Source organism: Myxococcales bacterium (genome assembly GCA_016703425.1).
Lineage (GTDB): Bacteria > Myxococcota_A > Polyangia > Polyangiales > Polyangiaceae > JADJCA01.
In genome coordinates this window covers 208,639-224,624 of sequence record JADJCA010000029.1, presented here as the reverse complement: position 1 = coordinate 224,624, position 15,986 = coordinate 208,639, and the positions used below count along the sequence as shown (strand labels likewise).

At 65.1% G+C, this 15,986-nt stretch carries 8 protein-coding genes and 2 pseudogenes; 1 reads left to right on the top strand and 9 read right to left on the bottom strand.

The window, feature by feature from the left end; translation table 11 throughout:
* Positions 1 to 355: 355 nt before the first annotated feature.
* The 4 genes and pseudogenes from IPG50_34355 to IPG50_34340 all read right to left on the bottom strand — a co-directional run bounded on the left by IPG50_34355 (position 356) and on the right by IPG50_34340 (position 6,794).
* Positions 356 to 1,762, bottom strand: coding sequence for a hypothetical protein (locus IPG50_34355; protein MBK6697234.1), 1,407 nt, complete (start codon positions 1,760 to 1,762; stop codon positions 356 to 358).
* Between the two features lie 516 nt (positions 1,763 to 2,278).
* The gene (locus IPG50_34350) at positions 2,279 to 3,382 is read right to left on the bottom strand and encodes a hypothetical protein (protein MBK6697233.1); all 1,104 of its coding nucleotides are present in this window, start codon (positions 3,380 to 3,382) and stop codon (positions 2,279 to 2,281) included.
* Between the two features lie 85 nt (positions 3,383 to 3,467).
* Positions 3,468 to 6,489, bottom strand: a pseudogene (locus tag IPG50_34345) (DEAD/DEAH box helicase).
* 38 nt (positions 6,490 to 6,527) lie between these two features.
* Entirely contained in the window at positions 6,528 to 6,794 is a 267-nt protein-coding gene (locus tag IPG50_34340; protein MBK6697232.1) for a DUF1883 domain-containing protein, read from the bottom strand.
* Positions 6,795 to 7,121: 327 nt separating this feature from the next.
* On the opposite strand from IPG50_34340, the pseudogene IPG50_34335 reads away from it, so the two are divergent.
* Positions 7,122 to 8,188, top strand: a pseudogene (locus tag IPG50_34335) (ImmA/IrrE family metallo-endopeptidase).
* Positions 8,189 to 8,233: 45 nt separating this feature from the next.
* Here IPG50_34335 and IPG50_34330 read toward each other — a convergent pair.
* Genes IPG50_34330 through IPG50_34310 form a run of 5 tightly spaced genes read right to left on the bottom strand, consistent with a single transcriptional unit; the run spans position 8,234 to position 15,953 of the window.
* Complete coding sequence (locus IPG50_34330) at positions 8,234 to 9,313, bottom strand: DUF3800 domain-containing protein (protein MBK6697231.1); 1,080 nt, start codon at positions 9,311 to 9,313, stop codon at positions 8,234 to 8,236.
* Positions 9,306 to 10,529 carry a DUF3800 domain-containing protein gene (locus IPG50_34325; GenBank protein ID MBK6697230.1) on the bottom strand — a complete coding sequence of 408 codons (1,224 nt, stop codon included), beginning with the start codon at positions 10,527 to 10,529 and terminating at the stop codon, positions 9,306 to 9,308. Before IPG50_34325 ends, IPG50_34330 begins: the two co-directional genes overlap by 8 nt.
* Before the next feature lie 3 nt (positions 10,530 to 10,532).
* On the bottom strand, positions 10,533 to 12,083 hold the full coding sequence (locus tag IPG50_34320; protein ID MBK6697229.1) for a restriction endonuclease subunit S: 1,551 nt from the start codon (positions 12,081 to 12,083) through the stop codon (positions 10,533 to 10,535).
* Positions 12,080 to 13,531: an SAM-dependent DNA methyltransferase gene (locus IPG50_34315; protein MBK6697228.1), complete on the bottom strand. Its 1,452-nt coding sequence runs from the start codon at positions 13,529 to 13,531 to the stop codon at positions 12,080 to 12,082. The genes IPG50_34320 and IPG50_34315 overlap by 4 nt, the downstream gene beginning before the upstream one ends.
* 19 nt (positions 13,532 to 13,550) lie before the next feature.
* Entirely contained in the window at positions 13,551 to 15,953 is a 2,403-nt protein-coding gene (locus IPG50_34310) for a DEAD/DEAH box helicase family protein (GenBank protein MBK6697227.1), read from the bottom strand.
* Between the last annotated feature and the right edge of the window lie 33 nt (positions 15,954 to 15,986).

Genomic DNA, 15,986 nt, shown 5'->3' with positions numbered 1-15,986 from the left:
GTGGATCGCTCGGGCACTCCGGCGGCGGGCCCCCGCGGGTCGCTGGTTCGAGTCCTGGGTGGGGAGCCATTTTCGACTCGGGATAGTGAAGCCGACCCAACGTTGAACGGAACCCCGAGCGGTGCGAGCTTCTCGGGGTTCTGCATTTCTGGCGGACCGACGCGGGGTTGCGGGGCGTGGTGTCGGGCACGCAGCGTTCGCCGTGCGCGAGGAGAACGAGGGAGGCGTTGCTGAGGTGGTCGCGGGCGCCGCCGAGGGCGTTCTCGGCGGGCCCGTCTCCAGGAGAATCGAGCGCGCCGACGCGCGGCGCGTCTTACTCAGCGACCGCTAGGTGAACGCAGCGCCCGCGCGACGGCTACCACTGGACCTTCCATATCCCGCCGCCGGTGCACGACCCGCAGTGCTGCAGGCTCTTCCACTCGCGATGCTCGCCCAGCAGTCGCGCCAAGCCCTTCTTAGCTTTGTCGGCTTTCGCCGAGCCCTGCCATGCGGTGTGCCCGCAGTCAGCCACACGCACGAGGACGTCGTACGCCGGCTTCGAGTGCGTCTTCTTGTAGAACCGCACCTCGCCGGCCGTCGGTGGCTGATCGGCCTCGTCCTGATCCGGTGCGTCGGGCTCGACCTCGGCAGCCTCGGGCGTGACCTTCGCCTGCCCGAGTTGGAAGATCAGGGCTTGCTTGTCGGCCTCGAGCCGCTGCACCTCATCCCGGAGTTGATCCAGTTCGGTATCGCGAGCCGCGAGTTCGTGCCGAAGCGTGTCGTTGTCGGCAGCATAGGAGTCCGCGATGTCCTTGAACTCCGCGAGCGAGCTTGCCTTCGCCTTGAGGTCTTCAAGCGCACTCGCCTTCGCCTGCAACACGGCGTACTCCGAACGCGCGGCTGTACCCCGAATGTCGTCGATCTCGCCTGGTCGCACTACGCTCGCTGCCGATGCCCGCATAACGATGGTGCGCACCTGCCGTCGGATTCGATCGAGTGCGGCCCTCGGGTCGGCGTCGATGCCCTGGAGCCGGGTCGCAGTCCAAAGCTGATGGCGGAAGGGATCGTCGTTGCCGGCCAGGCGAGGCCAGTAGATCCGAACAGCTCCCCCGTAGGTGGAGAGGGGCTTGCGGAGCACGTCCGTGAGTGCCCACGAGGCGTCCTCGTCGACGCTGTAGACGTTGGCGACGCCGGCGAGGTCTTGCGCCAGCTTCTCGTCGAGCTTCGGTAAGGCGGTCGCGCCATCCACGCGTGACACGACCACGAACGGGATCGTGCGGTCCTGGTTCTGGATCTCGAGTGCGAGTGCATCCCCAGCGTCGAAGCCGTCCACCCGCGAAAGCCCCCGCAAACGCGACGCTCCGTGAAACCACCCGCCCGGTTGAGCAAGAAGGTCGCGAACGACCTTCGGGCACTTGGGGTCGACCTCGATGCGGGTGATCAAGGTCGCCACGGAGCCGACCTCCATCGTGACGAATACGACGACGTTCTTGTGACCGACCGAAACCGAGACCGACGTGACGAACTTGCGCCCCTCCGGGGTGATCTCGGAGAGTTCGAACATCCTCCACGACCGCTCGCCATCGACGACCGTCGTGACCTGGTAGCTGGCGTCGCTGCCGTCGACCGCGGCGTAGGTGCCGGTGCCGTCAACGGACGAGGCCCCCTTGCTCTTGAGCCACGCCTCGATGACCGCACGTAGGCGGTCACCCTCGGCCCTCCTGGCGTCTGGCCACTGAAGCTCCTCGGTGCGCTCCAGAATGTACGCGGCGACCTTCTGCATAGATGCTCCTCGGCCTGCGATCGATCGGTGGCCATGATACCGGCACCGCCGCCTGCATCACAGTCAGCCGAGCATCGCCTGGATCGCCCTCCCGATCATCGCCGTCCGGCTCTCTAACCCGAGGCGCCGCCACGCCTCATCGAGGGCGGCGACCTCGGCGGCGGTCACGCGGACCGGCAGGACCTTCACGCCGCTCGTGCCCCCAGCTCCGACGGTCGATCGTCCCGACGCGGACGCGCCCATTCTGGGCCTGGCGCAGCTTCCAAACGAGGTAGGCCGAGCTACTCGACAACGATGGCCGGCCGATTACCTCGCGGTACATCGCCCGCAGTTCGGGCACTGACAGGTTCGTGCTGGACGAAGCACGGAACTCGTAGGTAGCGCCCTGGTGGCTGAGCACGTCGTAGGCAAGGCGGGCAAGCCGGCGGCTATGGCCGTGACGCCCCAGGGCAAACGGGTCTACCGGACTTCCAAGGCCGAGCTCGCGAGCCCGTCTCTCCTCGAGAGTGACTCACCCTATTCGTCGGCGTCATCTTCCCTGGCATTGTCGACGACCAGCGTCAGCCTTCCGATCGCCGTGCTGTCGCCCTCGCCGCCACCGTCGATGAGCCGATATGGCGCGATCATCGGGAGGTCGGGCAGCAGGTTCCCATCGCCTCCGCACGCTCCGCAAATCGGCAGCATCTCGCCCTGGAAGAAAACGTCCAGGTCCTCGCCGGTCAACCAGAGCTGGAGGTTCAAATCGAACGGCTGTCCGCAGTTGCTGCAGTTGATTGCTGCGCCGGTTGCGATCTTCAGCTTTCTCCACGGCTGTGAGCCGGCAGGCTGCTGGGGGTGGAGCGCGGTGACGATAACTCTCGGTGAGCCATCCACTCCCGGCTCAAGGGCTGGTTCGAGCCATGCGAGGGTCCCGCTGATCTGGTCCCTCGTTGCCAGCGTCATCACGGCTGTGGGCCGATCAAACGGCAACGAGAGGGCGGCCAGAATCGAAAGCGATGTGGTCGCCGCGAAAGCGTCCCACTGTGAGGCGGCCCCGAGTCCAAGTGATCCGCCCAGCTGATCGCGGACGCGGGCGAACGCATCGAGCGAGGCCAGCGCACGAGACTCCCCCAGAATTCCCGTCACGCCGCGTCGGACGTCATCCAGGCTATTCAGGCCGAACGGCGCGTTGAGAACGCGATGAAGATCGTGGATTCGGGCGACCGCGCCGAAGGCGGGCGAGACCGACCGTGTCGCGTCGAGCATGGGCTTGGTCGAGTTGATTGCGTCGAGCGCGGGTCCCAACGCGTCTATTGCTGCAAGCTGCGACCGCATCGCTTCTCCCCCCATGAGCCGTGTCACGTGGTCTGCCATCGAGCGGTGGAGCGCCCCGCGACTGAGGGCGTCGAGGGCCCCGCCCGCTATTGGGTTGGACATCCGTTCCATGTCCCGCGCCGCCCTAGCAATGGCCGCATTTTCGATGCCGGCGAGGGGCTTGAGCAAGCGCTCCATCTCGCGCGCCGCCTTGAGCGCGCCGCTCTCGAAGCCCGCCATCGGACTCAGCATCCGCTGCAGCGCTGCCGCCGTGCCGGCCAGCGAATCCGTCGGCACGCTGACTCCCAACTTGTTGCTCTTCAGCATCCCACACTCCCTGTTTGCGAAACCTTCAGGACCGCTGCATAGGGTCGGTTCAGTATGACTCGCCCATGCGACTGTCGCGACATGCTCATGCGCCGCCGGCGGAAGGTCGGTGCGCCTCGACCTGCTTACTCCGAAGGGCGCCGAGCACGCGTTCCAGCGTCGCCGCTGGGAGCGACCAGAACGCTTCGACCGTTCTCGCGCCGACGGCACGGAGCCCGAGGAGCTCGCCCCGGGTAAGCGAGAACGGAAGCTCCAGAAGTGGAAGCACGTCCTCGGGGACGCCGAGCTGCAGACGCCGCAGCATCGAGTCGACCGCGTCTGCGGAGGCCGCTACGTCGATGAAGAGCAATGCAGCGATCTGGTGCGCCGAGCGGAGGTGAAAGCGGGTCGCGTCGGCAAACTTCACCACGTCGCCGAGCCCGATCGCGCCTTGGAACGGGTTCGTCGTGAACTCGCGCTCGATGGCTTCCGCAGGTACGCCCGAAACCCAGTCCGCGAGGATCGCGGCGCGCTTGCAGCGCCCGAGGTACTCCCAGTCGTCGCGGGCGTGACGCTGCAGCACGCGGACGACGTCGCGCCCGTACCGAGCGGCCGCCTGCTCGGCGCGCGCGTACTCGGCGCGGCCCTTCTTCATCAGCGGCGTGTAGCCGCCGTCCGACTCGTCGAGGATCTGCACCAGCGCCACGAGCCGTACTACGTCGAGCGGCTGCTGCCCCACTGCGCGAAGCACCTCGATGAGCCGCATGCACGACTCGAACGAGAGCGAGGACGCGCCGCACGCTCGGCCCAGAAGCGTAAGGCCGATCCTCTCGTCCTCCTCCTCCAGCAGATCCAACCGGAGCATTCGCTCGACGAGGCGCGCAACGACGACCTCAACGGACGTGCCCGCCGCTGTGGAGGCCTTGGCGGCGAGGTAGCCACCGAACGTGTTCGCGAGCAGCGCCGGCACCGCCGCGCGCTCGACCTGCCGGACCTGGGCGAGGAGACGGAGGAGCCACGTCGCCGGGTTGGCCGGATCGAACGACGACCGGAGAGGCTCCGGGGTCCCCATCACATACTTCGCGAAGAGGCGCTCGCGGTGGTAGGCAGTGTCCGCGAGGATGATCGACGTGCCGCGGTCCTTGTAGTCGATGCGCCCGGCGCGCCCGGCCATGTTTTTGTACTCAGCGACCGTGAACGCCCGACCGTCCTCGCCGACGAACTCCTGCTCCGCGATGATCACTGCCGACGCGGGCGTGTTAACGCCCGCGGCGAGGGTCGTCGTGGCGCACGCGACGCGCAGGGGAACGTGCTTCCTCCGGAACTCGCGCTCGACGACGGCGCGCTCGTCGCGCGTGAGGTCCGACGTGTGGAATGCGGTCCCTCCTGCGAGGCACTCCCGTAGCGCCTGCGACGCAGAGGAGAGATCCTGGATGGGGAGCGCGGCGAGGGCGTCGTCGGCGCGCGAGAGGCCGAGCTCGCGGGCGAGGTACTGCGCGCATCCGCGCGCGGGCCCCCCGCCGGTTGCGGAAGACGAGCAGTGTCTCGCCATCCGCCGCGAGCTTGCGCGCGAGAGGAACGAGGACGTCCTGGGTTTCCGGCTTTGCCCTGCGCTGCACGATGTCACGCGCCGGAATGAGCGACCGCTCGCTGCGTGTGCCGGATTCGTCAACGAACGTGAACGTCCCGGCCCGGTCAAGTACGCCCTCGATGAGGGGCACCGGGCGCGACGTCGAGACCAGCTTTCGTACACCGAGCCAGGCGTCGAAGTCGTTCACGTCGCCGATGACCGCCGAAAGGGCGACGAGCTGCGGATGGATCCCACGCTCACGTGCAGCGATGAGGAACGTGAGGAGCAGCTCGACGTTGATGCCGCGGTTCGGGTCGGTGATGAACTGCGCCTCGTCGAGCACCACGAGTCCGAGGGCTTCGAGCACGTGCGGCGTGGACACGGCGACCCGTAGGAACATCTCGAAGGTGAGGATCGCGAGGTAGTAGCGACCGAGGATGAACGCGGCGTTGTCGTCCTGGTAGTCGGCGGTGCAGCGGACGACGCGCAGGCCGAGGCTCTCGCCGTACACCTTCTCGAAGTGCTCGAACTTCTCGTTGACGAGCGCCTTGTAGGGAAGCAGGAAAACCGCCTTCTGCCCGTCGCCCACCGCGCGGACGGCCGCCATCTCGCCGACGAAGGTCTTGCCGGCGCTGGTCGGCGCGACGACGAGGAGCGACTCGCCGTCGAGCACGCGCTCGTCGTTCACCGCGCGGAGCTGCAGGTCGTTCAGGCCCGACGGGTAGAGCGACTTCCATACGGCGACCGCGGACTCGGGCACGCCGAGCGCGAGCAGATCGTCGAGACTCGTGGTGACCTTCGGCCGACCGCGTGCGGGGAAAGCCGCCAGGTAGTTCGCCCCGATCGAGAACGCGGGCAAAGAGAGACCACCCTCGATGTGGCCGAGCATCACCGGCGTCTGAATCACGCCCATGCGTTTCGCCTCGGCGCGCACGACCGCCATGATCGACGCCATCGCGTTCTGCACGTCGACGACGCCACCGGCAGCGAGCAGGGTGTCGATCACCGCCTTCGTGAGAAGCCCGTGGCCGCTGCCGCCCGTCTCCCACGCCGGCTCGTTGACGTTCGAGGCGGCGAGCAGCACTCGTCCCTTTCCCGCAAGGTCTTCGAGCGGGTTGTGCGGGTCCCGAGTGGTAGGCGAGTCGTCAAGCACGCGCGCGTTGGCACCTCCACTAAAGCAGCAGTCGAGGATGCAGAGGACGGCGCGCGCCCGCGTCTCCTTGAAAAGGCCGGCGACCTCCGACATGCCGATGGTCGTCTCCGCGAGGCGGGGCCGCTCGGTGTCGTGCACGACGAGCCGGTGGCTTCGCGTCCCATGCCCCGAGAACGAGACCACGACCGTGTCGTCCGGCGACGCGTTTGCCAGCGTCTCCTGCAGCTCCAGCAGTACGCGCGCGTGCGTCGCATCGGCATCGGTCAGCAGCGTCGCGCGCATCGAGGGCATCGCGTCGAGCATCAGCGCGTGGAGCGCGACGGCGTCCGGCCGCGCCCCGCGCAGCTCCCGGGTCGCCCGGTCCGCATGCCGGTTGATCCCGATGAACAGTCCTCGAATGGCCATTTCCGGAGGGCTCTCTTTCGGCGTCGTTCTTCGTTGGATCAGGCGGCGCGCAGGACCCGCACGCCGGCGCGCACCGTCCCGGCGTAGCCACCGAGGTCGACGACCACGTGCCAGCGACCCGCATGTGGCGCGGCCAGCCGGATGGGCGAGCGCTTCGCCAAGCCGCCGACGTAGGAGTGACGGCGGCCCGCTCGAAAGTTCGAGAAATTACTGCCGTCGAGCACCCGCACGTTGGCCTGACGGTCTATCGTCACCTCGATGACGTCGCCATCATCGGCATCCACTTCATAGTGCAGAAAGCTCATTTGTTCCTCCTCTGTTGAGCCGCCGCGAGGACTTGCAGCGTGACTGCGGTGAACGGTTTGCGGGTGGCGACGGTGCCGACGTCGGGTGTAGTGGAGCACTTGTGGCAGTGGACCTTCACGATCGGTCTCCTTGGCAACGAGGTCATTGATGCGGTATGCAGAACTTGAACGGGTGCTAGCTAAGCTTGTCATGGCTACTGATTCCGTCAAGAAGACAAGCGCCTGAAGGAGACCGATTTGTTCGATCGCGCCACGCTGAGCGCCAACCTCTTGCGAATCCGCCTTGCGCGAGGGAAGACGCAGGCACAGGTGGCCGCGGCCGCCGGCATGTCGCGCGTTGGCTACCGCAACGTAGAAAGCGGCGACGCCGTCCCTAGGACCGAGTCGCTCGTGAAGATCGCGGAGGCGATAGGGGTCGGCATCGAGGATCTCCTGCGCCCCGCCGAGACCCTTCGCGTCGTTCGGTTTCGCGCTCAAAAGAAGATGACGGCGCGCGAGCAGCTACTCCTCGACGTCGGACGATGGCTTCACGCCTACGACGCGCTTGAGAAGCTGGTTGGAGAGAAGCCGGAGAGCTCCCTCCTCTCGCTAGTGTCCCCGCTCTCGAAGCGCCCCCCGGTACCGCGCGCGCCGTTCACGCCGCAGGAGAGGCGCGCCTAGCCTTGAACCTCGGCCCGAAAGACGGGATCCGCGACATCTGCGGGCTGCTCGAGGACAACGGCATCAAGGTGTACACGCCGGTCCTGGCGTCAGACGGCTTCTTCGGCCTCTCCGTGGGTGAGGAAGATGGCGGGCCCGCTGTCGTGGTCAACACCTGGGACAGGATCAGCGTCGAGCGCTGGATCTTCACGGCCGCTCACGAACTCGCGCACGTGCTGCTCCACCTTCCCTCGTTCGACGTCGAGAAGAGCGAGGAGGTGGAAGGCGAGGAAGCGGAGGCCGACGTATTCGCGAGCTACTTCTTAATGCCGGATGCGCTCTTCGCGCAGGAATGGAACGAGGCTGCGGGCCTCGGTTTCATGGAGGCCGTATTCAAGGTGAAGCGCATCTTCCGCGTGAGCTGGAAGACCGTCGTGTACCGGCTCGCGTCGCAGCCTGGGGCGCCGACGGATCTATGGGCGCGCTTTTTCGGCGAACATAAGCGGCGGACCGGCCGAAGCCTGCGCGCGACCGAGGAGCCCGGCGGTCTCCGGCGGGACGAGTTCACGGCAGGTCCGGCGCCTCGCGGGCTCGAGCCTGAACAGCTCTCGCCTTCCGACTTCGTGGAGGATCGCCTGGCCCGGTTGGTTCGGCGCGCGCTAACCGAGAAAAAGATGACGTACCCCCGCGCTGCCGAGCTGCTGCGCGTCGACGAGGCAACGATGCGCGCGCGCGCGAAATCTTGGCTGAAGTAGACCTCTCTGCGACTGCGATTCGTCGCCACCCGCATCATCCGCGGCTCATCCCCGCCCCCGAATCCGAGCCGTTACGTAGTCCAGCGGGTCAACCGTACCGGAGGCACGAGGAGGCCACGGGTCGGGTTCCGGATCCGGCATCAGGCAGCTTGCGACGACCTCACCCAGGCGCGGCATGAGGATCTCGTGCAGCTGCCTCGCGAAGGCATCTTCCGCCGTTCGCCCTTCGAAGAACATCCATCGCGCATGGTGGGCGAACGCGCCCGCCAAGACGTCGGCCAACTGGAGAGCGGCGCTCTTCATCGAGTCTTCAAATCGAACTTCGCGAATTCCGATGGGGAACTCCACCACCTTCGTTCCCCACCCGACGCTCGCCGGGGGTGCGTCCGCCGCGACCACGCGCTCCCATATCGCCTTCGCTTTCGCCATCTGGCTGGATGCGTCATGAACGATCTCGAAGTCGTCCCACCCATGTTGCCTCCACGAGTAGCAAAGCTGAAGCGCGAACGGCAGACCGAGGTCAAGCGCACCCGCAGGCAGATCGGCGGACCATCGCCCTCGCGCACCTTCGATGGGGCGACGAAAGACGTTTGGCGCGGGGGCGAGCGCGCGATCGACTTCCGAAGACAGAAGCAGTGTATTCAGGGCTCCTTCGGCGTCGCTCGATGGCTCGCGGACAGCTGTCTGGAATTTCGTGCTCACACGTTCGAACAGATCGCCCTTCGCCCCAAGAGCGAAGAAGATGAGGTTGGCGAGCCCCACGTGCGCGCCTGTCTGATACAGGTTGCGCCCAGACGCATGAAACGAAGGCTCGATCACCCAATCGACGATCTTCTGAGCAACGCAAAAGGGCTTGTGAGCGATCGCCACACGAACCTGGTCGGCGGTGCAGGACTCGGCGAGGAAGGCTAGGACGGCACGCCGTCCCTTATCGCGCCTTCGCAGCGTGCCGTACTTCAGTTCGCTCGCCGCGCTCTCGCAGAAGTGCCGTGTTTTGAGCTCCGCGCACCTCTGTTCGTCAACCGCATGGGACGCCAGCACAAAGACGGGCTGGGCTCGGTCGAGCAGGTTTTCACCCGTGAACCCACACTCGTCGATGTAAACGCGCGTCCGGTTGCTACTCATGGTCCTCGTCCTCCAACGCCTCGAAGGACGGAGAGCGGCTCGGAAAGTCTTCCAAGGCGCTCACCAAGACGCGAACCGATGCCAGCTCCGGAATACCGAGAACGTCGATCTCGCCATCGGTGGCGAGCTTCACGGCTCTGCACGCAGCGTCAACCCGGTTGAGCATGGGCACGCAGATGGTCTCGGCGTGGCGGACGTAAGCAGCGAGATCGGCTTGGGACGCTGGCAGGTTGTAACCGGCCTGCGAGCTTGCAACGAGTACGTCCCTGTCACGGAGCGGCGCGATGACGTTCATCCGAAGCCAGGTACTGGTTTTCGGCGCGTACCCTCGAAACGTCAGCGCCTCCAAGAGTTCCGAGGTGGAGACGTGCCCGCCCACGGCCCCGATTCGTCGTTCGAGAATGAGTCGTTCAAGGACGGCTACCTGGCACCGCACGTCGTCGGCGAGCGAGTCTTCGTGCTTCTGGATGAAGAGCTCCGCCTGCTGGAGGGCGTACCGTGCGATTCGATCGTCGGCCTTTGCGAGTTCCCGCATCTCCGTCACCCCAAGGGTGAGCGCGTGCTTGGGTGGCCACTCGTCAACGACCAAAGCGTGCCTTGCCATCACGCCAAGGAGCTCGGATGGGTTCGAAAGCTCCTTGTCGGGATCGTAGCAGCGGGCAAGGAGGCCACAGACGACGTCGGCCACCTGAATGAGCACGTCCGACTTCCCGTCGATGAACTCGAATGTTCCTCGCTCAAAGAGAGTCGGTCGGTGGTTCGCTTCGATGTAGTTCGCGAAGCTCTCTTTGAACTCGTCGCGACCGTACTGATCGGCTCGAACGCGCAGAGCCGGGTGCGCCCGCATGAGCTTTCCGTAAACGCGACCGCAGAGGTGCTTGTAGAAGGACCCCTTCCACCGGAGCCCGCTCGTCTTGTTGATCTCGCGCTTGTCGACGGCGAGTGCGTAGAAACGAAACGGGACCGCCGCGAGATCGGTTAGGACTCTAACCCATCGAGCGCGGTCGCTCCCGAGCTTGCTCGACTTCATCTCCCCCGTCTGGAAGTGCTTCTGGCGTACCCGTTCGAGCGCTTCACGCGTCGGCGCTAGCGCTTCGCCGTCGAGAACGACGGCGGCGACGATGAAGAACTTCCCGACGTCCTTCGTGTCGGTGTCCAAGCTCGGCGTCCCGTACTCATCTACGAACGCCCACTTCTCGCCCCCCACGTCCGCCATGGCTTACGCGACTAGCTCCCGCACCGCGGCCTCGGCGACCTTCGCGGCGCGTTCTTCGGCGACACGGAGCTTCGCTTCGAGCTGGTCGCAGATCCGCATGAGCGCCTCCACGCGCTCCACTAGGCGGTCTTGCTCCGACCGTGGGGGAACTATCACCGGCATCTGCGCGAGCTTTCTGCCCGTCAGGTGGGGGATCCCTGCGCCAGTGAAAAACGTCGCCATTAGCCCGGTGTCCGCCGCCACCTTGAGCTGATAGGCGAGGAATATGCTGTTCATCGATGGCACGGGTCGAAGCCGGTGGAGAGCCTTCTGGAACATCATCGGCTCGCGCTCCCCATTCCACACGGCGGTACGCCCGATCCCGTGTCCGCCCTCGCACACCAATAGATCGTTCCGCCTTAGCTCGTACTCGCCCAGTTCATGTTTCTCGAACGGCATGAGCTTGATGTCGCCGAGTTCAAGACGGAACCAGTGAACGTTGGTGGTGCGCAGGTACGGAACCGCCGCCCCTCGGTTCTTCGCCTTGTCGAGCATCTTGCCGAGACGACTCTCGGCGACACTCGCGAGCGGCAGTGAACTCCAGGTGGTGGCCGGTGCGGAGAGCTTTCCAGTGACGGCCAGTGCGAGCACGGTGTCCCGCACCTCCCCCACCTTCTCCGCGCGGTCGATGAGCACGTCGAAGTTCTCCATCACCCGCTTCCACGCGGCGTCGAACTCCTCGGGGCCCTCGGCGGAGGTGAGCGCGTCGAGGGCGGACTTCGTGAGCCGCGCCCCGACCTCCCGCTTCTTCGTCTGCTTGGCCTCAAGATCGTCGATGAGGGCCATGAGCTCATCGACCTTCGCGACGATGCGCTTCTGTTCGGCGAGGGGGGCAACCGCGACCTCTATCGCCCCAATTCGACCTTGGTTGAGTGCGGGCACCGGCCCATCGTTCTGGTACTCGGTGAGGTCGATGTCGCGCATGACGAGCAGAAGGAATTCGCTCGAACACCTTCCGTTCGGAATAACGCCGAGGCAGTTGTTGTCGATTGCCCCGGGTCTGGTAAGCACCCGCCGCTTATTGGTCGCAATCGCACCTCCGATCTTCGGAAATATAACCGTTCCCGCTGGATGTAGTTTTGCTCGCACGCGCTTCGCGGTCTCGGCGTCGATTGTGTTCGCGGTCGTGACAATGAACCGTTCGTTACCCGGAAGGTTCATGTCACTGACCTTGCAGAACAGAAACGGTCGATCTGTATGGCCTTGAGCCTGCGTTGGAAAACCGGACCCTCCGGCCCACGTAGAGGCCTCGTCCAAACGGAACCAAGACCAATCGTCCGGCAACCCGGTTTGGGCATTCAACGATCCGTCGCTAAGCCTTCCTCGGAGCGCAAGGCGCAAGACGAACGCGCGAAGTACCTCGACGCTGCCCGCTGCGTCGGCAATGGGCTCGAAGTTCTCAACAAGCCTCTGCACGTCGAAGCCCTCGCCGACGACCTCCTCGATCTTCGGGGGCACCTTCGACTTCTTCCGCTCGGGCTCGCTCTCCCCGAACAGCGAGGTCTGCGTGCTCATCGCCGCGCCCCTTCGAGTGCGGCGCGGAGTTCGTCGCGGAGTTGGTCTCGGATCCTCGCGGCATCTGCGGCGGCTTCCTTGAACTGGCGAAGGAGTTCGTCCGCGTCGCCCGGGCCGTCATCGACGGCGCGCGGGTTCTTGATGTCGAGGTTGTACCCGCGCGCCTTGATGTCGGCGATGGAGACCTTCCACGCTTGGTCGTTCTCCTTGCGCTTCGTCCACCACCTTTTCTCGGGGGCGAACTCCTCAATGCGCATCGGCTTGGTCTTCGAATAGCTCTTCGCGCCCGCGGGGTACGGGTGCTCGTAGAACCACACGTCCTTCGTCGGCTCGCCCTTCGTGAAGAAGAGCAAGTTGGTCTTGATGCTCGTGTACGGCGCGAAGACCCCCTTCGGGAGCCGCACGATCGTGTGGAGGTTGCAGTCTTCGAGCAGCTTCTCCTTGATGCGCGTCTTGATGCCCTCCCCGAAGAGCGTGCCATCGGGAAGAACGAGGGCAGCCCGCCCATCCGGCTTCAACAGAGTCAGCAGCAGGACCAAGAATAGGTCCGCGGTCTCCCGCGTCCGGAAGGTCGCCGGGAAGTTGTTCTCGATGCCGTCCTCCTCCATGCCGCCGAAGGGCGGGTTCGTGATGATCACGTCCACGCGGTCCTTCGGCCCGTAATCGCGTAGAGGGCGGGCGAGCGTGTTGTCGTGACGGATGTTCGACGGAACCTCGATGCCGTGGAACATCATGTTCGTCACGCAAAGGAGGTGCGGCAGCGGCTTCTTCTCGACTCCGCGGATACTCGCCTGGAGCGTCTCCTCGCCGTCGGCATCCTTCACGTACTTCTTTCGGACGTGCTCGATGGCGCAGGTGAGGAACCCGCCGGTGCCGCAGGCCGGGTCGAGGATGGTCTCCCCTAGCTTCGGGTCGACCTGGTCCACGATGAACTGCGTCACGGCTCGCGGCGTGTAGAACTCGCCCGCGTTCCCAGCGTTCTGAAGGTCCGAGAGGAGCTTCTCGTAGATGTCGCCGAACTCGTGACGGTCGGCCTTCTTGTTGAAGTCCACCTCGTTCAGCTTGTTGATGACCTGCCGGACCAGGGTCCCGGACTTCATGTAGTTGAAGGCGTCCTCGAAGACGCCGCGGACCACCCCGGCGATGGCGGCGTTCTTTCCGGTGGTCGGGAGCTCCTTCAGCGTTTTGAAGAGATCGTTGTTCACGAAGTCGAGGAGCTCGTCCCCCGTGATGCCCTCGGCATCCTTGGCCCATGAGCGCCAGCGAAGGCGCACGGGGATGGGGGATTTATAGTTGTCCTCGAGCATCTCCTTCTGCGACTCGTGGTCGTCGAAGACCTTCAGGAAGATCATCCACACGAGCTGGCTGATGCGCTGAGCGTCGCCGTCGACACCCGCGTCCTTGCGCATGATGTCCTGGATGATCTTGATCGTCGTGCCGATGGCCATGGGGTTCTTCTAGTGAAGGTCAGGAGGCGTTGAACAGTTCGTCTTCGAGGTCACGGACGGCCCTGAGGTAGTCGTCCTTGCCGCCGAACCGCTGGATGATCTCGACGGGGGTCCCGAGGGTGGTGAGCGGCTGGACCTTCAGGACCCCGATGTTCTCGATGTCGTCCACGTCCTCGTTAGCGAACTTATCGAGGAGGGCCTCGAGGACCGCCCGCGCCGCGTCGCCGTACTTGGTGAAGTAGTTCCGCTTCCGGACGTTGTTCGCCCTCTCCTTGCGCGTGAGGGTCGGCTGGTCGAACGCGACGTGGCAGACGAGGTCGAAGGCCGAGAGGTCCTTGCCGACCTCCTTAGCAAGCTCCTCGAAGAAGACGCCTTGCTCCTCGAGCTCCTTGAGGATGGCCTGCTTGCGGTCGCTCTTCTTCCAGGTCTTCAGGAACGAGTCGAGGCTCGCGTACTTCTCGCGGATGGCGTTCCGTGAGTAGTCCCGAAGGGACTCGGTGATGAGCTTCCCGTCCTTGCCGTAGTACTGGACCCGCTCGGCGACGACGTAGACCGGGACGTCCGCGACGACGTACTTGATGCGCTTCCCCCCTGCCTCGCCCGCGCCGTCACCGCCGCCGTCTTCAGATGGCGCACCGGGGCCATCGAGGCCGCCCTCGTGTGCCCCGGGCTCGAGCGGACCCTGCCCGTCCTGGCGCTCCGCCGGAAGGTCGTCAGGGGGCGCAATCGAGTCGCTGCCCTGCGGGTTGTAGATCTGGACTGGGTCCCCATCGAAGTCGGGGTCAGCGAACAACTCGGTCGCTTTGCGGAAGTCCAGAATCGTGAAGTACAGCTTCCCGAAGTCCTCTTCGATGCGCGTGCCCCGACCGATGATCTGCTTGAACTCGGTCATCGATCGAATGGTCTGGTCGAGGACGATGACCTTGCAGGTTTTGCAGTCGACGCCCGTGGTCATGAGCTTCGAGGTCGTGACGATGACCGGGTAGCGCTCCTCCGGGTGGATGAAGTTGTCCAGTTCCCGCTTGCCCTCCGGGTTGTCCCCGGTGATGCGCATGATGTACTTGCGGTTCTGGGCGGAGAGATCCGGGTTGGCGTTCACCAGGGCGACGCGCATGCGCTCGGCGTGGTCGATGTCCTCGCAGAACACGATGGTCTTGTCGTAGCGGCTCGTCTCCGTGAGGAACTGGGTCACCTTCTTGGCGACAAGCTCGGTTCGCTTCTCCAGGACCATGGTCCGGTCGAAGTCGCGCTGGTTGTAGACGCGGTCCTCGATCTCCTCGCCGAACTTGTCGCGCTTGCCCTTCTCGGGCCGCCACCCGGCGACGTCCTTGTCGAGGTCGATGCGGACGACCTTGTACGGGGCGAGGAAGCCGTCCTCGATGCCCTGCTTCAACGAGTACGTGTAGACGGGCTCGCCGAAGTAGTGCGTCGTCGAGACGTCGGCTGTCTCCTTGGGCGTCGCCGTGAGCCCGACCTGGGTGGCAGCCGAGAAGTAGTCGAGGACCGACCGCCACGCCGAGTTGTCGCTGGCGCTGCCGCGGTGACACTCGTCCACGATGATGAGGTCGAAGAAGTCGGGAGAGAACTGCCTAAAAAGGTCGCTCTCTTCGTCCGTGCCGGAGATGGCCTGGTAGAGCGCGAGGTAGATCTCGAAGCTCTTGTCGACCTTGCGGTTCGTGATCTTGGTCATCGCCCCGGCGAACGGCTTGAAGTCGTTCGTCTTGGTCTGATCGACCAAGATGTTCCGGTCGGCGAGGAACAGAATCCGCTTCTTCACACCGGCCTTCCACAGCCTCCAGATGATCTGGAACGCCGTCATGGTCTTGCCGGTCCCCGTGGCCATGACGAGGAGGACGCGGTTCTGCCCCTTCGCGACCGCCTCGATGACGCGGTTGATCGCGTTGACCTGGTAGTAGCGCGGGCTCTTGCCGCTCCCGTCGGAGTAGTAGTCCTGCGTGACGATGGCCTCGACCGCCGGGGTCAGGTTCTTCCACGCCGTGTATCGGCGCCAGAGCTCGTCCGGCGAGGGGAACTCGTCGAGGGAGAGATGCTGCTCGACCTTGGCGGCTCGTCCGGTCCGGTCGTGGAGCACGAACCCGTCACCGTTCGACGAGAACACGAACGGGACGTCCAGCATCTCGGCGTAACCGAGCCCCTGCTGCATCCCGTCGCCGACGCCGTGGTTGTTGTCCTTGGCCTCGAGGATGGCGAGCGGGATGTTGGCGTTCGGCTGTGCGTACAGGACGTAGTCGGCGAACTTCGCCACTCCACGGCTCACGAGCTTGCCACGGACGATGACGCGCCCCTTCGTCAGGTAGACGTTCTCACGGATCTGCGTGTGCACGTCCCACCCCGCCTTGGCGATCGCCGGCGTGATGAACTTCGTGCAGATGTCGCGCTCGGAAAGCCCCCTCTTGTCCACGCCAGCCGAGGGTACAGGGAAAGAAACGCCCCG